Raw genomic sequence first — 22,231 nt, 5'->3', positions numbered from 1 at the left:
TAGCTTTGACCTCGTGGAACAGCACGCGAACCAGGCGCGGTTGCTCGGGCCGGCCGATGTTCGCCGGCTGGCGGGGGAACTCGGGATCCGGCCGACGAAACGGCTGGGCCAGAACTTCGTGCACGACTCGAACACGGTGCGCCGCATCGTCGGCGCGGCCGAGCTCACCGCCGAGGACGTGGTGCTGGAGGTCGGGCCCGGGCTGGGCTCGCTGACCTTGGCGTTGCTGCCGGAAGCCGCCGGGGTGGTGGCCGTGGAGATCGATCCGGTGCTCGCCGAGCGGTTGCCGCGCACCGCCGCCGAGTTCGCCCCCGAGCTGTGCGACCGGTTGCGGGTGCTGCCCGCCGACGCGCTGCGGGTGCGGGCCGCCGACTTCGCCGAGCCGCGGCCGACCGCGCTGGTGGCGAACCTGCCGTACAACGTGGCGGTGCCGGTGGTGCTGCACCTGCTGGCGGAGCTGCCGTCGCTGCGCACCGGGCTGGTGATGGTGCAGTCCGAGGTCGCCGACCGGCTGGCCGCGAAACCGGGTGGTCGCACCTACGGGGTGCCGAGCGTGAAGGCCGCGTGGTACGCCGACGTCCGGCGCGCCGGGCCGGTGCCGCGCAACGTGTTCTGGCCGGTGCCGAACGTCGATTCCGGGCTGGTGGCGTTCTCCCGGGTCGATCCGCCGTCGGCGGCGCCGCGGACGCAGGTGTTCGCGGCGGTGGACGCGGCGTTCGCGCAGCGGCGCAAGACGCTGCGGGCGGCGCTGTCGGGCTGGGCCGGGTCGGCGGCGCGCGCCGAAGAGGTGCTGCGGGCGGCGGGGGTGGATCCGGCGGCGCGGGGCGAGCAGCTCACCGTGGCCGATTTCGCCCGGGTGGCCGAGGCCGCCGGAGAACCGGCGAGCTGACGTTCCGCTGCGTCGCCTCCCTTCGGGACTTCGTTGGTCCGTCCGGAGGGAAAACCGTAGTGTTGATCACATAAGGTCACCGGAATATTCACGGCGGGCCATGCCCCCTGCTCAACAGGGGGATGTGATTTGTCAAACGATTCCACATAGTGACGGCTTTTGGCTTGCGCCCGTCGACACCGCTGCGTTCTACTATGCGGGAAATCCATCCCGAGCGGCTGAGAGACCTGGCTCCACGACGCCGCAGCAACCACTCCACCGGAGCAGGTGCTAACGCCAGGGTCGATGGAGTTGTGGTGTCTGAAACTCTGCTCGCAGGTGAACGTGCGCCCCGGACCAGCCGCCGGCAGGCCCGCGGCGGTCGCGCTCGCGTCGGATCCGGTCCGCACGGCCTCGCCTTGACCCAGCGCCGGGTCATCGATCACGGACGCCGCACCACGACGGCCTGTCGCCTCGCCGGCTGACGGCCCCAGTCGTCACCGCCCCACCAGGCCCTTCTGTTCCTCCCCGCCCGGCCGCGGCATGCCCGCAGGCCGGCGTGAGCTGATGCGGAGCGATCGTGATCACAGTCGAGAACCTCACCAAGTCCTTCCGGCACGACCAGTCGAGCCGATCCGACGTCGTCGCCCTCGACGACGTGTCCCTGGAGGTCCCCGCGGGCGCCGTGCTCGGCGTCGTCGGCCCCAGCGGCGCGGGCAAGTCCACCCTCGCCCGGTGCATCGCCCTGCTGGAGAAGCCGGACCGCGGTGCCATCCGGGTCGACGGCACCGACCTCGTGGCCCTCGAAGGCGCCGCGCTGCGCGCCGCCCGCCGCCACATCGGCGTCGTGCCGCAGGGCGACTCGCTGCTGCGGCAGCGGACCGCCGCGGGCAACGTGGCGCTCCCGCTCGAAGCCGCCGGGATGCCCGCACCGCAGCGCCGCAGCCGCGTCGCCGAACTGCTCGACCTGGTGGGGCTCACCGACAAGGCGCCGACCTACCCGGACCGGCTCTCCGGCGGGCAGCGGCAGCGCATCGCGGTCGCCCGCGCGCTGGCCGCCAAGCCCTCGGTGCTGCTGGCCGACGAACCGACCTCGGCGCTGGACCCGGGCACGACCGACTCGGTGCTGACCGTGCTGGACCGGGCGCGTTCTGAACTGGGCGTCACCGTCCTGGTGGTCACCCACGACATGGCCGTGGTGCGGCGCATCGCCGACGACGTGGCCGTGCTCGAAGGCGGGCGCGTCGTGGAGCACGGCAAGGTGCTCGACCTCGTCGCCGAACCCGGCAGCCGGGTCAGCACCAGCCTGCTGCCCGAGACCGACCAGGCGCCCGCCGTGCCCGGAGTGCGGCACGACGTGGTCGCCGAAGTGGTCCTCGTCGGCTTCGCCGCCGTCGGGGCGCTGCTGCCGGAGGCGGCCGCCCGCTTCGGGGTGGAGCTGTCCATCCTCGGCGGCGGGCTCACCCGGCTCGGGGACACCCCGGTGGCGAAGTTCCGCATCGGACTCACCGGCGAGCGGTCCGAGTCGGCCCTGAAGTGGATGGTCGACCGGGACGCGCACGTGCGGCGCACCCCGGTCAGTGTTGATGGAGTCGCGGCGTGAGTGATCCGACCCCCTGGGCGGAAGTAGCGGAGCTGCTCGGCGGTGCCACCGTCGAAACGCTCTACATGGTGCTGGTGGCGACCGTGCTGGCGGTCCTCGGTGGACTGCCGCTCGGCGTGTTCCTGCACCTGAGTTCTCCGGTCGGGCTCAACCCGCGTCCGACGCTGCACCGGAGCCTCGGTGTGGTCGTCGACGTGGTGCGGTCCGTGCCGTTCGTGGTGCTGCTGGTGGTGCTGGCCTCCTTCACCAGGTTGTTGGTGGGCACGTCCATCGGCAGCACCGCGGTGATCGTCCCGCTGGTCGTCGGCGCGGTGCCGTTCTTCGCGCGGCTGACGCAGAACGCGTTGCGGGAGGTGAGCTTCACCGTCGTCGAAGCCGCGATCACCACCGGGTCGAGCCGGTGGCGGATCGTGTGGACCGTGCTGCTCGGCGAGGCCCGCGCCGCGCTGGTCGGGGCCGTCGGCGTCACCGCCGTCGCGCTCATCGGCTACGCGGCGATGGCCGGCGCCATCGGCGGCGGAGGTCTCGGGACCACCGCCATCCAGGACGGCTACCAGGCGTACGACGAGCGCGTGCTGTACGGATCGGTGGCGGTGCTGGCCGTGCTGGCCTTCGCCATGCAGCTGCTCACCGACATCACCGCCAAAGCAGTGGACCGCCGCCGCAGCGCGACCGGCTAGGCCCGCAGCTCACCAGGAACACTCCGACGACGGGGACGTGCGATCCCCGCCGGCCGCCGGTGCGCGTCATCGGCCGGCCCTCCAGAAAGGACGCGATCGATGCGTTTTCGCTCCCTGGCCGTGGTGCTCACCGCCGCGACGCTGGCGCTCGCAGGTTGCGGCGGCTCCGGCACGCCCGCCGCGCAGGACCCCGAGGCCCCGCTGACCATCGGCGTCAGCCCGCAGCCGCACGGCGAGATCCTGCAGTTCGTCAAGGACAACCTCGCCGAGAAGGCGGGCATCGAGATCGAGATCGAGAAGTTCGACGACTACAACCGGCCCAACGAGGCCGTCGCCAACGGCGAGCTGGACGCGAACTACTACCAGCACAAGCCGTACCTGGCGGAGTACCAGGCGCAGCGCGGCGGCGAGTTCGAATGGGTGCAGACGGTGCACCTCGAACCGCTGTCGGTCTACTCCAAGAAGGTCCGCTCCTTCCAGGAGCTGCCGAACGGCGCGCGGATCGCGCTGCCCAACGACCCGTCGAACCAGACCCGCAGCCTGGAACTGCTGCAGGCCAACGGTGTCCTCAAGCTGAAGCCGGGCGCCGAGCAGGGCGCCGGGGTGCGCGACGTGGCGGAGAACCCGAAGAACATCCAGTTCCAGGAGCTCTCCAGCGACCAGCTGCCCCGCTCGGTCGACGACGCCGACGCGGCCATCGTGAACGGCAACTACGCGCTCAAGGCCGGGCTGAAGGACCCGATCGCGGTGGAGAGCGCGGAGAACAACCCGTACGCCAACGGTCTCGTCGCCTCGCCCGCGACGGCGAAGGACCCGCGGGTGCAGAAGCTGGCCGAGCTGCTGCGCTCGCCGGAGGTCGCGGACTTCATCAACAAGACCTACGGCGGCATTTCGGTGATCCCCGCTTCCTGATCGAGCCCGGACCGGCGGCCCCCTCGTGGCAGCGAGGGGGCCGCGGTGCGTCCGGGCCGGGCCGGACGAAGATCCACCTGGTGGCGGTGCCATCGCCCGACCGGGAATTCCGGCCGGGTGCGCGGAGGTTCCGCTGTGAAGTCGGGTGCTGGGGCGGCACCCGGGTCGCGCGGACACGTACGCTCTAGGGGTGCTCTCCGTGGTACCCACCCCCATCACCGTGCGTGTCCCGGCCAAGGTGAACCTGCATCTGTCGGTCGGCGATACCCGCCCGGACGGCTACCACGAGCTGGTCACCGTCTTCCAAGCGCTCTCGCTCACCGACGAGGTGACGGTGCGCACCGCCGACGAGCCCGGCATCGAGGTGCACGGCGAAGGCGCCGACTCGGTCCCGACCGGGCCGAGCAACCTGGCGTGGCGGGCGGTGCAGCTGCTCGCCGAGCACTCCGGCCGCGACCCGGAGGAACCGGGCGTGCAGCTCACGATCCGCAAGGGCATCCCCGTGGCGGGCGGCATGGCGGGCGGCAGCGCCGACGCGGCCGCCGCGCTGCTGGCCGTGAACGCGCTGTGGCGGCTGGAGATCGGCCGGGACGACCTCGCCGACCTCGCCGCGAAGATCGGCAGCGACGTGCCGTTCTCGCTGCTGGGCGGGACCGCGCTCGGCACCGGTCGCGGCGAGCGGCTGGTCCCGGTGCTGGCCCGGCACACCTTCCACTGGGTGATCGCGCTGGACCGGCGCGGTCTGGAGACCCCCGGCGTGTACGCCGAGCTGGACCGGCTGCGCGGCGACACCGGCCCGCACCGCGTCGGCGAGGTGGAACCGCTGCTGGAGGCGCTGGCCTCCGGCGACCCGCGGCAGCTGGCGCTGCTGCTGGGCAACGACCTGCAGTCCGCGGCGGTGTCGCTGCGGCCGAACCTGCGCCGCACGCTGCGCGCCGGCGTGGAAGCGGGCGCGCTCGCCGGGATCGTGTCCGGCTCCGGCCCGACCTGCGCGTTCCTGTGCACCGACGACGACGCCGCGGTCCGGGTGGCCGCCGAGCTGTCCGGCGCGGGCGTGTGCCGCACCGTGCGGGTCGCGCAGGGCCCGGTGCCCGGCGCGCGGATCGTCGGCGACGACCGCGCCGACCGGCCCACCCCGCCGCAGGTCCACGCCTGACCCACCCCCCACGTTCCTCTGGAGATCCACACCCCCGATGGCGAACCTGATCAACCTCGAATCGGTGAGCAAGAGCTACGGAGTGCGACCGCTGCTGGACGGCGTGTCCCTCGGCGTCGACGAAGGCGAACGCATCGGGGTCGTCGGCCTCAACGGCGGCGGCAAGACCACGCTGCTGGAAGTGCTCTCCGGTGCCGAAGAACCCGACTCCGGCCGCGTCAGCCAGTCCCGCGACCTGCGGATGGCCGTCGTCACCCAGCGCACCGAACTCCCGCCCGGATCGACCGTGCGCAACGCGGTGCTCGACCCGCACGGGTTCACCGCCGAGCACGAGTGGGCCGCCGACGCGCGGGTCCGCTCGGTGCTCACCGGGCTCGGCATGACCCGGCTCGGGCTGGACACGCCCGTCGCGGACTTCTCCGGCGGGGAGCGCCGCCGCGTCGCGCTGGCCGCCGCGCTGGTGCGCGACCTCGACCTGCTGGTGCTGGACGAGCCGACGAACCACCTCGACGTGGAAGGGGTGCGCTGGCTGGCCGACCACCTGCTGGCCCGCCGCTGCGCCCTCGTCATCGTCACGCACGACCGCTGGTTCCTGGACACCGTGTGCAACCGCACCTGGGAGGTCACCCAGGGCAAGGTGGAGCAGTACGAAGGCGGCTACGCCGACTGGATCTACGCCCGCGCCGAGCGCGGCAGGCTCGCCCAGCAGGCCGAGGAGAAGCGGGAGAACCTGGCCCGCAAGGAACTCGCCTGGCTGCAGCGCGGCGCGAAGGCCCGCACCTCCAAGCCGCGCTACCGGGTGGAGGCCGCCGAAGCGCTGATCTCCGACGTCCCGCCGCCGCGGGACACCGTCGAACTGGTCAGCTTCGCGAAGCGGCGGCTCGGCAAGACCGTCGTCGAGCTGGAGGACGTCGACCTGCGGATCGCCGACCGCACCCTGCTGCGGGACGTGACCTGGCGGATCGGCCCCGGCGACCGGATCGGCGTCGTCGGCGTGAACGGCTCCGGCAAGACGACGCTGCTGCGGCTGATCGCGGGCGAACGCGAACCGGACGCGGGCACCCGCAAGGTCGGCGCCACCGTGCGGCTCGCCCACCTCACGCAGGAACTGCACGACCTGCCCGGCGACTGGCGGGTGCTGGAGGCCATCGAGGACGTGGCCGAACGCGTGCAGCTCGGCAAGTACGAGCTCACCGCCTCCCAGCTGGGGGAGCGCTTCGGGTTCGGCAAGGGGCGGCAGTGGACGCCCGTCGGCGACCTCTCCGGCGGGGAGCGCCGCAGGCTCCAGCTCGCGCGGCTGCTGATGGGCGAGCCGAACGTGCTGGTGCTCGACGAACCGACGAACGACCTGGACATCGACACCCTGCAGCAGCTCGAAGACCTCCTCGACGGCTGGCCCGGCACGCTCGTCGTCGTCTCGCACGACCGGTACCTGGTGGAGCGGGTGTGCGACCGGGTCGTCGCCCTGTTCGGCGACGGGAAGCTCAGCGACCTCGTCGGCGGCATCGAGGAGTACCTGCGGCGGCGCAGCTCGCTGCTCGAAGCGGAGGAGTCCGTCGGCAAGCAGGCCGCCGACTCGGCCGAGGCCAAGGAGAACAAGCTCTCCGGGGCGCAGGAACGGGCCGCGCGCAAGGACCTCGCCAAGCTGGAGCGCCAGCTCGACAAGCTCGGCAAGAAGGAGCAGGACCTGCACGTCAAGCTCGCCGAAGCCGCCACCGAGCCCGAGCGGTTGCAGGGGCTCAACGCCGAGCTGCGGGCGCTGTCGCAGGAGAAGGACGACGTAGAAGCCCGCTGGCTGGAACTGGCGGATCAGTTGGAGTGAGGTCGTCGAGCTCCTGCGGTGCTCCTGCTGCTGGGGTGGCCGGGCGGCGGAACCTCAGCTGCTTCCTCGCTGCGGGATCGATTTCACCGGTGGCTCCGCCACAGGAGAAATCGCTGTCCTCGCGAGGAAGCAGCTGAGAACCCGCGGGTGGCCCGGCTGCGTGCGTGGTCTCCGCTCAACGGCTGCGCCGCTGACGGGATGAGCGCGGGTTCGACGGGCGTGGGTGCGGGGCGGTAGGACCTTTCGCCGGGGTGGATTGGTCGCTGCGACGGTTTCCCGCACCTGGGAACGGTCGTAATGTGCGTCACATGAGCCGGTTCGTGGACGGGATCGTGGCCTCGGCGCTCGACGGCGGGGCGGACGCGCGCGGGCTGGTCACCGGCGAACCCCGCGCACCCCGGCGCCGCACCTGGGCCGAGGTGCACGAGCAGGCCCGGTGCGTCGCCGCCGCGCTCACCGGCACCGTCCGGCCCGGCGCGGCGGTCGCCGTGCTCGCCGCCGACCCCGGCCTGATCGCACCGGCCGTGCAAGGCGGCTGGCTCGCCGGGAACAGCGTGACGATGCTGCACCAGCCGACCCCGCGCACCGACCTGGCGCGCTGGGCGCAGGACGCGGTGCGGGTGCTCGGCGTGATCGACGCCGAGCTGGTGCTGCTCGGGTCGCCGTTCGAACCGCTCGCCGACCTGCTCGACTCGCACCGCATCCGGTACCGCGACCTCGCGGGCCTCGTCGCGCACCCCGAGCCGCTGGCCGAGCCGGTGCCGGTGGCGGAGGACGCGACCGCGCTGCTGCAGCTGACCAGCGGATCGACCGCGGAGCCGAAGTCGGTGCGGATCACCCACGGCAACCTGGCCGCGAACACCGCCGCGATGGTCGAGGCCGCCCACCTGGACCCGGCGGGGGACGTGGCCGTGTCCTGGCTGCCGCTGTTCCACGACATGGGCCTCGTCGGCACCCTCACCGTGCCGATGGCGATCGGGATGGAGGCGGTGCAGGTGACGCCGACCGACTTCCTCGCCGCCCCGCTGCTGTGGCCGAAGCTGATCGGCAAGTACGGCGGCACCGTGACCGCGGCGCCGAACTTCGCCTACGCCATCGCCGCGCGCCGGATGAGCCGCGCCGAGGACGGCGAGTTCGACCTGTCCGGGCTGCGGTTCGCGCTCAACGGCGCCGAACCGGTCGACGTGTCGGCGGTCCGCTCGTTCACCGCGGCCGGGGCCCGCTTCGGGCTGGGCGACGCGGCGGTGGTGTGCGCCTACGGGATGGCGGAGGCGACGCTGGCCGTGACGTTCGCCGAGCTCGACCGGCCGACGCGGGTGGACGTGGTCTCCGCCGAAGCGCTGGAGGTGCGCGGCCGCGCCGAACCCGCCACCGGCGGCGGCACCCGGTCGTTCGCGCTGCTCGGCCGCCCGCTGCCCGGGATGGAAGTGCAGGTCGTGGACGATGCGGGCGCCGAACTGGGCGAGCGCGCGGTGGGCCGGGTGCGGGTGCGCGGCGCCGCCGTCACGCCCGGCTACCGCACCGCGGACGGGCCGGTGCCCGCGCAGGACGCGGCGGGCTGGCTGGACACCGGGGACGACGGTTACCTCGTCGACGGCCAGGTCGTCATCTGCGGCAGGCGCAAGGACGTGATCATCATGGGCGGGCGGAACGTCTACCCGGTGGACGTGGAGCGCGCCGCGACCGAGGTCGCCGGGGTGCGCGCGGGGAACGCGGCCGCGGTCCGGCTCGACGCGGGGAGCCGCCGGGAGCGGTTCGCGGTCGTCTGCGAATCGGCGTCCGCGGGCGACGGGGCGGCGGAGAAGGCGCTGCGCAAGGAGATCACCAGCAGCGTGGTGCGGGCCGTCGGCGTCCGCCCGGCCGCAGTCGTGGTGCTGCCGCCCGGATCCCTGCCGAAGACCCCGTCCGGCAAGCTCAAGCGCGCCGCCACCGCGGAACTCGTGCCGCCCGCCGCCGCTGGCTGATCAGTGGAAGCGGTTCTGCGCGGCTTCCAGGCCGTCCGCGGCCAGCGCCTCGACGGCGTCGGCGCACAGGTCCACGAAGTAGCCGAGGTCCTTGCGCTCCGCGCCGGAGAAGTCCTTGAGCACGTAGTCCGCCGGGTCCATCCGGCCCGGCGGGCGGTCCACGCCGAACCGCACCCGCAGGTAGTCCTTGGTGCCCAGCGACTTGGTGATGGACCGCAGCCCGTTGTGCCCGTTCTCGCCGCCGCCGCGCTTGAGCCGGACGGTGCCGTACGGCAGGTCCAGCTCGTCGTGCACCACGATCAGCGTCTCGGGGGTGGCCTTGAAGAACTTCGACGTGCCCGCGACGGGACCGCCGGAGAGGTTCATGAACGACCGGGGCTTCGCCAGCACGACGCGGCGGGCGCCCAACCGGCCTTCGACGACGTCGGCGCCGGACTTGTGCGCCTTGAACCCGCCGCCGACGCGGGCGGCGAGCTCGTCGGCGACGAGGAAACCGACGTTGTGCCGGTTGCCCGCGTAGCGCGGTCCGGGATTGCCGAGTCCGACGATCAGGACGGGCGAGTCAGGAGTGGTCACCAGGCTGCGTCCTCGGATGGGGGTCGCAGCTGATCAGCGGCGACCTCGGGATGGCCGGCCCCGTGCCGGGGCGGCCGCGCGGTGTTCGGCCCGGGCGGGCCGGAGCCGCGGCGGCCGGGACGCGGTTCACCGCATCCCGGCCGCCGGCCCGACGTCGTGGGCTCAGGACTCCGAGGCGGTGGCGTCCTCGGGCTCGTCCTCGACGACGCCCGCACCCTCGGCGTCGATCTCGGACTCCATGTCGGCGGCGCTGGGGGCCTCGCTGATGCTGGCGACCAGGCCCTCGGGGGCGGAGCTCAGCGTGACGCCCTTCGGCAGCTGCACGTCGGAGGCGTGGATCTGGGTGCCGTCCTCGGCGCCCTCCACGGAGACCTCGAACTGCTCGGGGATGTGCAGCGCCTCGGCCTCGACCTCGAGCTCGTTGAGGTCCTGGGTGACCAGGGTGCCCGGGGCGGCGTCGCCGACCAGCACGACCGGCACGTTCACGGTGACCTTCTCGCCGCGCTTGACCAGCAGCAGGTCGACGTGCTCGATGTAGTTCTTGATCGGATGCGCGGTGATGGTCTTGGTCAGCGCGAGCTCGTTGGACGAACCGGCGACCTCGAGGGTCAGCACCGCGTTCTGGCCGTTGTCGCGGACGGCGCGGGCGAACTCGACCGCGGGCAGCGACAGGTGCTTCGGGTCGGAGCCGTGGCCGTAGAGGACCGCGGGGATCTTGCCGGCGCGGCGGGTGCGACGGGCTGCGCCTTTGCCGAACTCGGTGCGCGGTTCGACGGAAATACGTACCTCGGACACGGTGGTGCACTCCTCGTGACGTCGGGCGGAACGGAACTGGTCGGCGGCCTGCGGCGGCGGGGGCACCACTTGCGTGGTCGGCGCGTACCGGACGGGGCGGCACCTTGTGCGGGCGGCGCCGGCGGTCCTTCGCGTCCACGAGGGCGAACACCGAGCCGCCGCGTCGATCACGCCGGGTGGCAGGACCCGGCCTCGCCGAGGCAACCCGAACAGTTTAGAGCCTGCGCGGGACGGGGGCGCCGCCCGGGTGGGTGCAGGGGCGATCAGCGGTCCTCGCGGGCCGCGTCGTACTCGGCGCGGGCGGCTTCCACGTCGGTCACGTGGGCTTCGGCCCAGTCGGTGATGGCCTGGATCGGGGTGCTCAGCGACCGGCCCAGCGCGGTGAGCTCGTAGTCCACCCGCGGGGGAACTTCCGCGTGCACGGTGCGGTGGAGCAGGCCGTCGCGCTCCATCGCGCGCAAGGTCTGGGTGAGCACCTTCGGCGCCACTCCGCCGATGGCCGCGCGCAGCCGGGTGAACCGAAGCGGGCCGTCCAGCAGGTTCAGCACCACCAGCGACGTCCAGCGATCTCCGATGCGGTCGAGCACCACGCGAGTGGGGCAGGCGGGGTTGTGCACGTCCGGGACCAGGTTGGTAACCACCAGGTACTTATAGCACTGTGAAGTCACTGGTCACCAGTGGTTACCATCCTGGTCAGGTCCACGACTGGAGGAGATCTCGCATGCGGATCGTTCTGTTCGGCGCCACCGGGTACGCGGGCGGCCGGATCGCGAAGGAAGCGCTGTCCCGGGGCCACGAGGTGATCGGCGTGGCCCGCGACGTGAGCGGACTGCCCGAAGCCGACGGGCTCAGCGGGCGCCAGGGCACGATGCACGACCCGGCGTTCGTGCTCGACGTGACGAAGGGTGCCGACGCGGTGCTCATCGCCACCCCGGGCCGCCCGGCGGCCGACGGCAAGAAGCTGCTCGACGCGGTGCCGACGCTGCTCGACGCCGCGCGCACCCACGGCTTCCGGCTCGGCGTCGTCGGCGGGGCGGGCAGCCTGCGCGTCGCCGAAGGCGGTCCCCGCGTCATCGACACCCCGGACTTCCCGGCGGAGTTCAAGCTGGAGGCGGGTTCGCACGCCGAGGTGCTGGACGCGTTGCGCGCAGCCCCCGACGACGTCGACTGGTTCTACGTGAGCCCGCCCGCGGTGTTCGGCGCCTACGCGCCGGGGGAGCGGACCGGCACCTACCGGGTCGGCGGCGACCTGCTGCTGTCCGACGAGGCGGGGAACTCGACGATCGGCGGCGACGACTTCGCCCTGGCCTTCGTCGACGAGCTCGATGCACCGGCCCACCACCGCACCCGCTTCACGGTCGCTCACTGAGGCTTCGGGGGCTCGGCTCCGCTCAGCGGCTTCGCCGCTGATAGGCGAAGTGCGGCAGTGCCGGTGCCCGTGCGTCACGGTTTGGTCGCCGACGGGTGACCGGCACCACGCGCGGCGATAGTTTGACGCGCATGTCCGCAGACACGAGCTCCGGCCAGGGCGCCGAGAACGGCAGCGCGCCGCAGGTCCCGGCCACCGGCTGGGCGCGGTTCAAGCAGATCGGCCCCGGCATCATGGCCGCCGCCACCGGGGTCGGCGCGGGCGACCTGGTCGCGACCATGGTCGCCGGCGCCCGGTACGGGTACACGCTGTTCTGGGCGGTGCTGCTGGGCACGGTGTTCAAGCTGGCGCTCGGCGAGGCGGTCGGGCGCTGGCACCTCGGCGGCGAGCGCACCATGCTCTCCGGCTGGCGCTCGCTCGGCCGGTGGGCCACCGCCTACTTCGGCGTGTACATCGTCATCTGGGGCTTCGTGTACGGGGCCACCGCGATGTCCGCCTCGGCGCTGCCGCTGAACGCGCTGTTCCCGGTGCTGCCGGTCGGCGGCTGGGCGGCGCTGTGCGGGCTGCTCGGCCTGGCGCTGGTGTGGTTCGGCCGCTACGCGGTGCTGGAGAAGATCATGACGGTGCTGGTCGGGGTCATGTTCGTGACCGTCGTCGGCACCGCGTTCCTGGTCGGGCCGAACCTGCTGGAGCTCGGCGAGGGCCTGGTGCCGCGGCTCCCCGCGGGCTCGGTGGCCTACGTGCTCGGCCTGATGGGCGGTGTCGGCGGCACCATCACGATGGCCGCCTACGGCTACTGGACGTTCGCGAAGGGCTGGCGGACGCCGAAGTGGCTGCCGATCATGCGGATGGACAACACCGTCGGCTACCTCACCACCGGCATCTTCGTGGTGGCGATGCTGGTGGTGGGCGCGGAGATCCTGCTCGGCCAGGACCTGACCGAGAGCGACAAGGGCCTGCTCAACCTCGGCGACGTGCTCGCCGCCGACTACGGCGAATGGGCGCGGATCCCGTTCCTGGTCGGCTTCTTCGCCGTCGCGTTCAGCTCGGTGATCGGCGTGTGGAACGGCGTGAGCCTGCTGTTCGCCGACTGGTGGCGGACCTGGCGGCTGCCGAAGGAGGCGCCGGTGGAGACCGCCGAGGCCTACGACCACAAGGCGGGCATGCACAGCGCGCCCTACCGGATCTACCTGCTGTGGCTGACGTTCCCGCCGATGTTGCTGCTGCTGTTCAGCAAGCCGTTCCAGCTGACGCTGGTGTACGGGGTGCTGGGGGCGCTGTTCATGCCGTTCCTGGCGGGCACGCTGCTGGTGCTGCTGAACTCGCGCTCGATGATGCCGGCCGAGCACCGCTCCCGGTGGCTGTCGAACACGCTGCTGGTGCTGTGCCTGCTGCTGTTCGTCGGCGTGGCGATCAACGAGCTCGTCGGCCTGTTCTGACGGGCGGGGCGGGTATGACGCGCGCCTCTGCCGGAATGGTGGAAGCTTCAAACACGTTGCTCGGAGAAACCGCGAGCAAGGAAGTGATCATGACCTCGACCGATTCGACGACCGGCCTCCAGCTGTCCGAGGAAGCCCAGGACCTGCTGTTCCGCAACGCCCGTACGGCCAACACCTTCAGCAGCGACGAGGTCACCGACGAGCAGCTGCGCGCCATCCACGACCTGGTCAAGTGGGGCCCGACCTCCATGAACCAGCAGCCGCTGCGCATCGTCCTGATCCGCTCCGACGAGGGCAAGCAGCGCCTGCTGCCGCACCTGGGCGGGGGCAACCGGGCCAAGACCGAGAGCGCTCCGGTCGTCGCCGTGCTCGCCGCCGACACCGACTTCCACGAGAACCTGCCGCGGATGTTCCCGCACGCCCCCAACGCCAAGGACATGTGGGCGGACGACGACTTCCGCACCGAGCACGCCAGGCTCAACGCGAGCCTGCAGGTCGCCTACTTCATCCTCGGCGTCCGCGCCGCCGGCTTGGCCGCGGGCCCGATGACCGGCTTCGACCCGGCGGGCATCAACGCCGAGTTCTTCCCGGACGGCAAGCAGCAGGTGCTCGTCGTGGTCAACATCGGCAAGCCGGGCGAGGACCCCTGGTTCGACCGACTGCCCCGCCACGACTACGACGAGGTCGTCACGACCATCTGATCGTGCTCGCGCTCGGCCCGCCCGCTCCGGGCCGGCCGCCGCGGACGCGCAACGGCCCGGCCCCGAGGGGGGACCGGGCCGTCGTGCGTTCGGGCTTCGCTCAGGCGTGGCCGTCGAACAGGCTGGTGACCGAACCGTCCTCGAACACCTGGTGGATCGCCTCGGCGACCAGCGGGGCGATCGAGAGCACCCGCAGCGTGTCGAAGTGGTGGTCGTCCGGGATCGGCAGCGTGTTCGTCAGCACGACCTCCTTCGCCCCGCAGGACGACAGCCGCTCCACCGCCGGGCCGGAGAGCACGCCGTGGGTCGCCGCGATGATGACGTCCTTCGCGCCGGACTCCAGCAGCTGCTCGGTGGCCTTGGTGATCGTGCCACCGGTGTCGATCATGTCGTCGACCAGCACGCACAGCCGGCCTTCGACGTCACCGACGACGCGGTTCGCGACGACCTGGTTCGGCTTCGTGGGGTCCCTGGTCTTGTGGATGAACGCCAGCGGGGTCCCGCCGAGGTTGTCCGCCCACTTCTCCGCGACCCGCACCCGGCCGGAGTCCGGCGAGACCACGGTGATCTTCTCGTCGGAGTAGGTCTGCCGGATGTAGTCCGACAGCACCGTCTGCGCGAGCAGGTGGTCCACCGGCCCGTCGAAGAAGCCCTGGATCTGGTCGGTGTGCAGGTCCACCGTCATGATCCGGTCGGCGCCCGCGGTCTTGAACAGGTCCGCCATCAGGCGGGCCGAGATCGGTTCGCGGCCCTTGTGCTTCTTGTCCTGCCGGGCGTAGCCGTAGAACGGCATGACCACGGTAATGCGCTTGGCGCTGGCCCGCTTCAGCGCGTCCACCATGATCAGCTGTTCCATGATGGCGTCGTTGAGCGGCGTGCAGTGCGACTGGATCACGAAGGCGTCGCAGCCGCGGACCGACTCGTCGTAGCGGACGAAGATCTCGCCGTTCGCGAACTTGTAGGCCGATTGGGGCGTGACCGTCACGTCGAGTTGCTTGGCCACCTCCTCGGCAAGTTCCGGGTGGCTGCTCCCGGAGAAGAGCTTGAGGCTCTTCTTCGGGGTCGCAGACATGGCACTCACGGTCATCGTCCCTCCCCGTTGACGCCCATCATCGGGTGTCACTCGTCGGATTGGTGGTCAGGTCGTCAGATCCCGACCGCTGCTGAGCCTGCCGGGAGGCTCGATCGGCGGCGGTGTCCGGGCGGCGGCGAGCCACCCAGCCTTCGATGTTGCGCTGCCTCCCGCGGGCGACCGCCATGGCGCCCGGGGGGACATCTTGGGTGATGACCGAACCGGCGGCCGTGTAGGCGCCGTCCCCGACCTCGACGGGGGCGACGAACATGTTGTCCGCCCCCGTCCGGGCGTGGGAACCGATCACGGTGCGGTGCTTGGCGACGCCGTCGTAGTTCACGAAGACGCTCGCCGCACCGATGTTGCTGCCCTCGCCGATCTCGGCGTCGCCGACGTAGGTGAGGTGCGGGATCTTGCTGCCGGTGCCGATCTCGGCGTTCTTGACCTCGACGAAGGTGCCGATCTTGCCCTTCTCGCCGAGCCGCGCGCCGGGGCGCAGGTAGGCGAACGGCCCCACCGAGGCGCCGGGACCGACCTCGGCGCCTTCGCCGTGGGTGCGCACGACCGAGGCACCCGGGTGCACGGTGCAGCCGGTCAGCGTGGTGTCCGGGCCGATCAGCGCGCCCTCGCCGACGGTGGTGCCCGCGCGCAGCTGGACGCCCGGCTCCACGGTCACGTCGCGGTCGAGCACCACGTCGCAGTCCAGCCACACCGAGGACGGGTCGGTGACGGTGACGCCCTCGCGCATCCAGCCGAGCACCAGCCTGCGGTTGAGCTCCGCACCGAGCCGGGCCAGCTGCACCCGGTCGTTGACGCCCTCCACGAGCCAGGTGTCCGCGCACACCAGCGCGCCCACCGGGTGGCCGTCGGAGCGGGCGATGGACAGCACGTCGGTCAGGTACAGCTCGCCCTGCGCGTTGTCGGTGGACAACCGCTCCAGCGCGTCGGAGAGCACCGCCGCGTCGAACGCGTACACCCCGGAGTTGATCTCCCCGATGGCGGCCTGCTCGGCGGTGGCGTCCTTCTGCTCGACGATGCCGGTGACGTTCCCGGCGGCGTCGCGGACCAGCCTGCCGTAGCCGGTGGGGTCGTCGACGACCGCCGAGAGCACGGTGACCGCGTTGCCGCGCTCGTGGTGCTCGGCGAGCAGCGCGTCGAGCGTCGCGGTGTCCAGCAGCGGGACGTCGCCGTAGCTGACCAGCACGGTGCCCTGCCGCTGGTTCGCCAGCGCGGTCATCCCGCACGCGACCGCGTGCCCGGTGCCGAGCTGCCGGTCCTGGACGACGGTGTGCACCTTGCGGCCGAGGTCGTCGGCGACCTGCGCGAGGTGCTCGCCGACGGCGTCCCGGCCGTGGCCGATCACGACCACCAGGTCGTCCGGCCCGGTCCCGGCCGCCGCCCGCACCGCGTGCTCGACCAGCGGCCGGCCGGCGAGCGGGTGCAGCACCTTCGGCGTCGCGGAGCGCATCCGGGTCCCCTCGCCCGCGGCGAGCACGATGGTGCTGACCGCGGAGCCCGCGGTGCCGAGTGCGGAGGGGGAAGCGGAGGAAGCCGCGCCGGACGTGCTGGGGGCGGGCCGGGCGTTCTCGCCCTGAGGCATCAACGCACTCCCTTGGGTCTCAAGCGGGTTCGACGCCGACACGCCGGAGTCGCCCTGGTCGGTGTGGTCACGGTGAGCAGTCTCGCCGCGAACCGGCTGCTGGTGGCGTCCAAGCGGGTGAAGGGTAACCGGGGCGTGCCGCGCGCGCGCCGGTGGCCCTTCCCGCTTGTCCGGCGGACGCCGATGCTACCTGCCCGGTCCACCCCGCTCCGGACGTCGCGGCCGTCCCGAACTGCTGCTTTGTGATCAATCGGGCGGAACGGTGGCGGGTGGTCGCCGACGTCGCGGTGCGCTGCGGGCCGCCGGGTCCCCACTGCCAGGCCCGGGGACGGGTCGCTCACGGAGAGTGCACGCACGAGCATCGGCCGGGCCGGTCCGGGTGAACCATCAGCGGGGCTGCGGCGGGATCCAGGTCTCCTCGTCGTCGCCGCCCGACGACTCCACCGCGAACGTGGCCACCTGGTTCCCGCCGTCCCGCTTGGCCTGGTACATCGCCGCGTCCGCGCGGGCCTGCACCTGCGCGCCGGACTCCTGCGGTCGCCGCGCGACCACGCCGATCGACAGCGTCACCCCGCGGGACAGCGCCTTCGGCAGCCGCGCGATCGCCTCCACCGTCCGCCGCAGCGCCGACTCGGCCGCGGCCAGCGTCACGCCGGGCAGCAGCACCACGAACTCGTCGCCGCCGTAGCGGGCCACGAAGTCGTCCACCCGCAGCGTGTCCCGCAGCGTGCTCGCCACGACCCGCAGCACGTCGTCTCCCTCGGCGTGCGAGCAGCGGTCGTTGACCTCCTTGAAGCCGTCCAGGTCGACCAGCGCCACCGACAGCGGCTGCGCCTCCGGGGAGTCCAGCAGCGCGTCCAGCCGTTCGTCCAGCGCCCGCCGGTTGGACAGCCCGGTCAGCGGGTCCTGCAGCGCCTGCTGGGTGATCGCGTCGTGGCGCAGGTTCAGCCGCGAGTTCTCCAGCCGCGTGCTCAGCGTCAGGTAGCGGCCTTCCCGCATCGCCCACAGCTCGTTCTCCAGGTCCAGCACGTAGTCGTGCACCGCATCGCTGGTGGGCCGGTCCTGGTCGAGCTCGGTGAGCTGCGCGTACTCGCGGGCGAGCGAGATCCGCAGCGTGGGGTCGGCGGCGTCGCTGGTGACCTTGGAGCGGGTGTCGGAAAGCATCCGCACCGCCTCCGACCGCCGGCCCGCGCCGATCAGGCAGCGGGACAGCGCGATCGTCACGATGATCTTCTCGCGCGGGTGGATGGCCCGGTCCAGCGAGCGCAGCCGCCGCAACCGCTCGATGTGCTCCTCGCCGGGCTGGGCGAGCGCGTGCGCGGCGCCGAGCACCGGGATCTGGTCGGCGGCGGAGCGGTCCGCGAGCCGGGGGAACAGCGATTCCCGCCACGGCACCTCCACGCCGAGCGCCAGCCCGGAGGCGGTGGCGAACCGCTCGCCCGCCGCGTCCTGCTGGCCGATGCGCTCCAGCCGCAAACCCCAGCCGAGGAACATCCGGCAGCGGTTCATCATGTGCAGCGCTATCTCGTGCGGGCCGCCGCTCTCCCGGATCCGGTGCAGCGCGCGGGCCATCACCTCGTCCGCGGTCTCGTACACGCCGAGCTGGGTGAGCACCGAGCCCAGGTCGATCAGCGCGGTCGCCAGCAACCGGTCCCAGGAGCGCCTGCCCAGCGCGGTGTCCGGGACGGGTTCGTCCTCCAGCATGGCGAGCCCGCTGGCGACCTCGGTGATCGCGTTGTCCTCGCTGCCGGTGAGCAGCGCGCGCCTGCCGCGCAGCGCGTAGGCGTCGGCTTCCAGCACGGTCAGGCCGTGCCTGCGGCTGTGCGTGAGGAGTTCGTCCAGCAGCGGTTCGGCGCCGTGCGCGAGCCCGGAGGAGGACAGCCGCATCGCGGCGCAGTGCCGCAGCAGCTGGGCGACGATGCGGGGTTCACCGCGCCGCTGCGCCTCGGCGAGCAGGCCGTCGGCTTCGCGGATGGTGCCGCGTTGGCCCAGTGCGTCGCTGTTCTGGCCGACGGCGTTGAGTTCGCGAGCGCGACCGACCAACCACGCGTCGCTGACCTCGCTCAGCGCGGTTGCCGCATCGTCGCGCACGTCCGTCGTGTCCTCGCGCAGCGGCGCACACCCCCTGCTGGCATCCAAGCCCGGCCGGGGCCGGGGAGGTCGGCGATCGACCACGGTTCCCGTCGGGACATCGCGCACGGCGTCGCGGGGACCGCTGCTCCGCCGCCAGGACTCGAACCTGGACCATCAGAACCAAAATCTGAGGTGCTGCCTTTACACCACGGCGGATCGGGCGATGTGGTCCGGCGCCAGAGCTTACCGCCACGCCGACCGACCGCGGTCGCCCAGTCGACATCGTGGCATGCCCGTCCAGGGTGATCGTTCTCACGGGTGCACGAACGATCGGAACCGACGATCCGGACACGCCCGGGCGGTAGCGACACGCCGCATTTCCGTCGCCGGGGGGTGACGATTGTGCATCCACCAACTTACGCTGGCGTAGGTTACGGTCCCGTAGGATCTGCGGGGCCGACACCGCTTTCCCGGCGCTGCCGACCACGTTCTTCCGCCACCTGACCCAGTAGAGGTACTGAGTATGACCGCAGCAACCGACGTTGCCCCCGAGACTTCCGGGGCCGAGTCCGGGCCGAAGCCGCTCACCGCGGGGGCCCGTCCCCGACTCGCCCAGTTCTTCGTCTACGCGTTCGTCCTGATCCCGTGCGTCGCGCTCGTCGCCGCGATCCCGTTCGCCTGGGGCTGGGGCCTCGGCTGGGTCGACGTCGGCCTCGCGGCCTTCTTCTACGTGTTCAGCGGGCTCGGCGTCACCGTCGGGTTCCACCGGCTGTTCACGCACGGCTCGTTCAAGTCCAACTGGCCGGTGCGCGCCACGCTCGCGATCGCGGGCATGACCTCGCTGCAGGGCCCGGTGATCACCTGGGTCGCCGACCACCGGCGGCACCACGCCTACTCGGACCGCGACGGCGACCCGCACTCGCCGTGGCGCTTCGGCAGCACTCCGGGGGCGCTGGCCAAGGGCTTCTGGCACGCGCACATGGGCTGGCTGTTCGACCGGAACATGACCAACGAGGAGCGGTTCGCGCCCGACCTGCACAAGGAGGAGCGGCTGGTCAAGCTGAACAACCTTTTCGTGCTGTGGACCGCGCTGAGCCTGGTGCTGCCCGCGGTGCTCGGCGGGCTCCTCACCTGGTCCTGGTGGGGCGCGCTGACCGGCTTCTTCTGGGCCGGGCTGGTGCGGGTCTCGCTGCTGCACCACATCACGTGGTCGGTGAACTCGATCTGCCACATGATCGGCGAGCGCCCGTTCAAGAGCCGCGACAAGGCGGCGAACTTCTGGCCGCTGGCGATCGTGTCGTTCGGCGAGTCCTGGCACAACTCCCACCACGCCGACCCGACCTGCGCCCGGCACGGGGTGCTGCGCGGGCAGCTGGACATCTCGGCGCGGGTGATCTGGTTCTTCGAGAAGGTCGGCTGGGCCTGGAAGGTCCGCTGGCCGAACGAGAAGCGGCTGGCCCGGATCGCGGTCACCGACTACAAGGGCTGACCCTCCGGCGGTCACGGCGGTGGAACCTCGCCGGGGCCGGTCCTCGCGGACCGGTGACCTAGCGGGGGTGCCGCCGGGCCGGCCTCCTCGTCGCGCGGCCGCGCGCCCGCCCTCCCCGGGTGCGCAGCGCCGCGCGCGATCGGGGAGGTGCGCACCTCGGCGGATCTCGACGGATAGGGTGACCTGCGTGGCAGCAGGACGGCGCAAGCGGAACTCGCCGGATTCGGAGACCAGGCGGCGTTCGGCCCGCACCACCCGAGTCCGGATGACCGGTGAGGAACGACGTCAGCAGCTGCTCGACGTGGCCAGGGCCCTGTTCGCGGAGAAGGGCTTCGAAGCGGCCTCCATCGAGGAGATCGCGCACCGGGCCGGCGTGTCCAAGCCGGTCGTCTACGAGCACTTCGGCGGCAAGGAAGGCATCTACGCGGTGGTCGTGGACCGCGAGATGCGCGCCCTGCTGGACCGCATCGTCTCGGCGCTCTCGGCCGGGCACCCCCGCGCGCTGCTGGAGCAGGCCGCGGGCGCGCTGCTCGAATACATCGACACCTGCACCGACGGGTTCCGCATCCTGGTCCGCGACTCGCCGGTGGCCTCCACCACCGGCACGTTCTCCTCGCTGCTCAACGACATCGCCAGCCAGGTCGAGCACATCCTCGGGCTCCAGTTCAGCGCGAAGGGCTACGACGCGAAGCTCGCACCGCTCTACAGCCAGGCGCTGGTCGGCATGGTGGCGCTGGTCGGCCAGTGGTGGCTGGAGGCGCGCAAGCCGAAGAAGGACGACGTGGCCGCGCACCTGGTCAACATCGCCTGGAACGGCCTCTCCAACCTGGAGCACAAGCCCAAGCTCGGCACCTGGCGCTGACCTCCGTCCGGCGGGTCAGGACGAGGTGACGCGCAGGATCCGGTCGTCGGTGCCGTTGGACGTGGTGACGTAGAGGGCGCCGTCCGGGCCGAGCCGCGCGGCGCGGAGCCTGCCGTGCAGGCCGTCGAGCTCCGGTGGCACCAGCACCTCCCGCACCGACCCGTCCGGGGCGAGGCGGAACAGCATCAGCTTCGACCCCTTCAGCGCGGTCACCGCGAGCATCCCGTCGAACCGCCCCCACGTCCCCCCGGTGAGGAACGCGGCCGCGCACACCGCCTCTGTCGTCCCTCCCGAGGACCACACCGCGGGCACCGCGTCCGGGAACCGGCGCAGGTCCGTCATCGGCACCGACTCGTCGTAGGAATCGGAGTCGCCGCCGCGCGACGGGTCCCAGCCGTGGTTGCCGCCCGGGCGCAGCAGGTTGAGCTCGTCGTCGGAGTCCGGCCCGTGCTCGGCGACGAACACCTGGCCGCCGGGGCGCTGCGCGATGCCCTGCGGGTTGCGGTGCCCGTAGCTGTAGACCAACCGTTCGGCGGGGTCCGGGGAGTCCAGGAAGGGGTTGCCGGGCAGCGGCGCACCGGTGCGCAGGTCCATCCGCAGCACCTTCCCGCCCAGCCCGCGGCGGTCCTGCGCGGCGGCCGGGTCGGCGGTGTCGCCGGTGGTGACCAGCAGCGCGCCGTCCGCGGCCAGCTCCGGGCGGCAGCCGGAGTGCCTGCCACCCGGGTTCACCGGCAGGCCCGCCAGCAGCGGCGGCCCGACGCGTTCGGCGCTGCCGCCGTCCTCGGCGAGCCGCCAGGTCACCAGCCGCACGTCCACCGCCCGCCCGTCCCGCTGGTGCGTCTGGCAGGTGACGAAGCGCCTGCTCTCGGCGAAGTCCGGGTGCACCACCATCCCCAGCAGGCCGCCCTCGCCCTCGGCGAGCACGTCGCCGAGGTCGGCGCGCACCGGCCGGATCTGCGCCCCGGGACTGGTGTCGGCGAGCAGCGCCAGCCGTCCCGGCCGCTGCGTCACCAGCGCGGTGCCGTCGGGCAGGAAGCCGAGGTCCCACGGGTGCTCCAAGCCGCCGCCGAGGACCTCCACCCGCAGCGTGGACGGCACCGGGTCCGGAGCGCGGGTGCTCGGCGGCGGTGGCGCGCCGTCCGGGGCGCCGCACGCGCCGAGCAGGACGACCAGGGCGACGGCGGCGACTCGGCTAGCGCGCATCGCCACAGTGTGGCACCGCCCGGGCACCCGCCGTGCCCGTCCGCGCC

At 72.4% G+C, this 22,231-nt stretch carries 19 protein-coding genes, 1 tRNA gene and 1 riboswitch; of the genes, 12 read left to right on the top strand and 8 right to left on the bottom strand.

Features of this window, described 5'->3' with window-relative positions:
• Positions 1–13: 13 nt before the first annotated feature.
• The 7 genes from rsmA to H1226_RS25115 all read left to right on the top strand — a co-directional run bounded on the left by rsmA (position 14) and on the right by H1226_RS25115 (position 9,005).
• Positions 14–889, top strand: a complete 876-nt coding sequence (gene rsmA, locus H1226_RS25145) for a 16S rRNA (adenine(1518)-N(6)/adenine(1519)-N(6))-dimethyltransferase RsmA (RefSeq protein WP_258343370.1) — start codon at positions 14–16, stop codon at positions 887–889.
• A gap of 202 nt (positions 890–1,091) precedes the next feature.
• A riboswitch (SAM riboswitch) is annotated at positions 1,092–1,181 on the top strand.
• Positions 1,182–1,448: 267 nt separating this feature from the next.
• Entirely contained in the window at positions 1,449–2,471 is a 1,023-nt protein-coding gene (locus H1226_RS25140; protein ID WP_224960196.1) for a methionine ABC transporter ATP-binding protein, read from the top strand.
• Complete coding sequence (locus H1226_RS25135; protein WP_258343362.1) at positions 2,468–3,151, top strand: methionine ABC transporter permease; 684 nt, start codon at positions 2,468–2,470, stop codon at positions 3,149–3,151. The genes H1226_RS25140 and H1226_RS25135 overlap by 4 nt, the downstream gene beginning before the upstream one ends.
• A 99-nt stretch (positions 3,152–3,250) precedes the next feature.
• Entirely contained in the window at positions 3,251–4,063 is an 813-nt protein-coding gene (locus H1226_RS25130) for a MetQ/NlpA family ABC transporter substrate-binding protein (RefSeq protein WP_258343360.1), read from the top strand.
• A gap of 199 nt (positions 4,064–4,262) precedes the next feature.
• On the top strand, positions 4,263–5,219 hold the full coding sequence (locus tag H1226_RS25125) for a 4-(cytidine 5'-diphospho)-2-C-methyl-D-erythritol kinase (RefSeq protein ID WP_224958621.1): 957 nt from the start codon (positions 4,263–4,265) through the stop codon (positions 5,217–5,219).
• Positions 5,220–5,256: 37 nt separating this feature from the next.
• Complete coding sequence (locus H1226_RS25120; RefSeq protein WP_258343348.1) at positions 5,257–7,041, top strand: ABC-F family ATP-binding cassette domain-containing protein; 1,785 nt, start codon at positions 5,257–5,259, stop codon at positions 7,039–7,041.
• Between the two features lie 308 nt (positions 7,042–7,349).
• Positions 7,350–9,005: a fatty acyl-AMP ligase gene (locus tag H1226_RS25115; protein WP_258343347.1), complete on the top strand. Its 1,656-nt coding sequence runs from the start codon at positions 7,350–7,352 to the stop codon at positions 9,003–9,005.
• Here the strand turns inward: H1226_RS25115 and pth are convergent, their stop codons facing one another.
• From pth to H1226_RS25100, 3 genes are all read right to left on the bottom strand, one after another.
• Complete coding sequence (gene pth / locus H1226_RS25110) at positions 9,006–9,581, bottom strand: aminoacyl-tRNA hydrolase (RefSeq protein ID WP_224958600.1); 576 nt, start codon at positions 9,579–9,581, stop codon at positions 9,006–9,008.
• Positions 9,582–9,743: 162 nt separating this feature from the next.
• Positions 9,744–10,376 (bottom strand): 50S ribosomal protein L25/general stress protein Ctc, encoded by a 633-nt coding sequence (locus tag H1226_RS25105; protein WP_258343344.1) that lies wholly within the window; start codon positions 10,374–10,376, stop codon positions 9,744–9,746.
• A 263-nt stretch (positions 10,377–10,639) separates the two neighbouring features.
• Entirely contained in the window at positions 10,640–11,005 is a 366-nt protein-coding gene (locus H1226_RS25100) for a winged helix-turn-helix transcriptional regulator (protein ID WP_258349499.1), read from the bottom strand.
• Between the two features lie 92 nt (positions 11,006–11,097).
• On the opposite strand from H1226_RS25100, the gene H1226_RS25095 reads away from it, so the two are divergent.
• From H1226_RS25095 to H1226_RS25085, 3 genes are all read left to right on the top strand, one after another.
• Positions 11,098–11,745, top strand: a complete 648-nt coding sequence (locus tag H1226_RS25095) for an NAD(P)-dependent oxidoreductase (RefSeq protein ID WP_258343341.1) — start codon at positions 11,098–11,100, stop codon at positions 11,743–11,745.
• Positions 11,746–11,876: 131 nt separating this feature from the next.
• Positions 11,877–13,184, top strand: coding sequence for an Nramp family divalent metal transporter (locus tag H1226_RS25090; protein ID WP_224958605.1), 1,308 nt, complete (start codon positions 11,877–11,879; stop codon positions 13,182–13,184).
• A gap of 89 nt (positions 13,185–13,273) precedes the next feature.
• Positions 13,274–13,885, top strand: coding sequence for a malonic semialdehyde reductase (locus H1226_RS25085; protein ID WP_258343339.1), 612 nt, complete (start codon positions 13,274–13,276; stop codon positions 13,883–13,885).
• 100 nt (positions 13,886–13,985) lie between these two features.
• Here H1226_RS25085 and H1226_RS25080 read toward each other — a convergent pair whose 3' ends face one another.
• The 4 genes from H1226_RS25080 to H1226_RS25065 form a co-directional block, all read right to left on the bottom strand.
• Positions 13,986–14,957 carry a ribose-phosphate diphosphokinase gene (locus H1226_RS25080; RefSeq protein ID WP_224958607.1) on the bottom strand — a complete coding sequence of 324 codons (972 nt, stop codon included), beginning with the start codon at positions 14,955–14,957 and terminating at the stop codon, positions 13,986–13,988.
• Between the two features lie 37 nt (positions 14,958–14,994).
• The gene (gene glmU / locus H1226_RS25075) at positions 14,995–16,425 is read right to left on the bottom strand and encodes a bifunctional UDP-N-acetylglucosamine diphosphorylase/glucosamine-1-phosphate N-acetyltransferase GlmU (RefSeq protein WP_373690090.1); all 1,431 of its coding nucleotides are present in this window, start codon (positions 16,423–16,425) and stop codon (positions 14,995–14,997) included.
• Between the two features lie 519 nt (positions 16,426–16,944).
• Positions 16,945–18,648 carry a GGDEF domain-containing protein gene (locus H1226_RS25070; RefSeq protein ID WP_224958609.1) on the bottom strand — a complete coding sequence of 568 codons (1,704 nt, stop codon included), beginning with the start codon at positions 18,646–18,648 and terminating at the stop codon, positions 16,945–16,947.
• 127 nt (positions 18,649–18,775) lie between these two features.
• Positions 18,776–18,846: transfer RNA gene (locus H1226_RS25065), tRNA-Gln, on the bottom strand.
• A 307-nt stretch (positions 18,847–19,153) separates the two neighbouring features.
• Here H1226_RS25065 and H1226_RS25060 point away from each other — a divergent pair.
• Entirely contained in the window at positions 19,154–20,119 is a 966-nt protein-coding gene (locus H1226_RS25060) for an acyl-CoA desaturase (RefSeq protein ID WP_224958610.1), read from the top strand.
• A 265-nt stretch (positions 20,120–20,384) separates the two neighbouring features.
• Positions 20,385–20,981: a TetR/AcrR family transcriptional regulator gene (locus H1226_RS25055; RefSeq protein ID WP_224958623.1), complete on the top strand. Its 597-nt coding sequence runs from the start codon at positions 20,385–20,387 to the stop codon at positions 20,979–20,981.
• A 15-nt stretch (positions 20,982–20,996) separates the two neighbouring features.
• Here H1226_RS25055 and H1226_RS25050 read toward each other — a convergent pair whose 3' ends face one another.
• Entirely contained in the window at positions 20,997–22,184 is a 1,188-nt protein-coding gene (locus H1226_RS25050; protein ID WP_258343318.1) for a PQQ-dependent sugar dehydrogenase, read from the bottom strand.
• Between the last annotated feature and the right edge of the window lie 47 nt (positions 22,185–22,231).

Source organism: Saccharopolyspora gregorii, assembly GCF_024734405.1.
Classification (GTDB): domain Bacteria; phylum Actinomycetota; class Actinomycetes; order Mycobacteriales; family Pseudonocardiaceae; genus Saccharopolyspora_C; species Saccharopolyspora_C gregorii.
The sequence above is the reverse complement of the archived record's forward strand: the minus strand, read 5'-3'. Positions and strand labels throughout refer to the sequence as shown.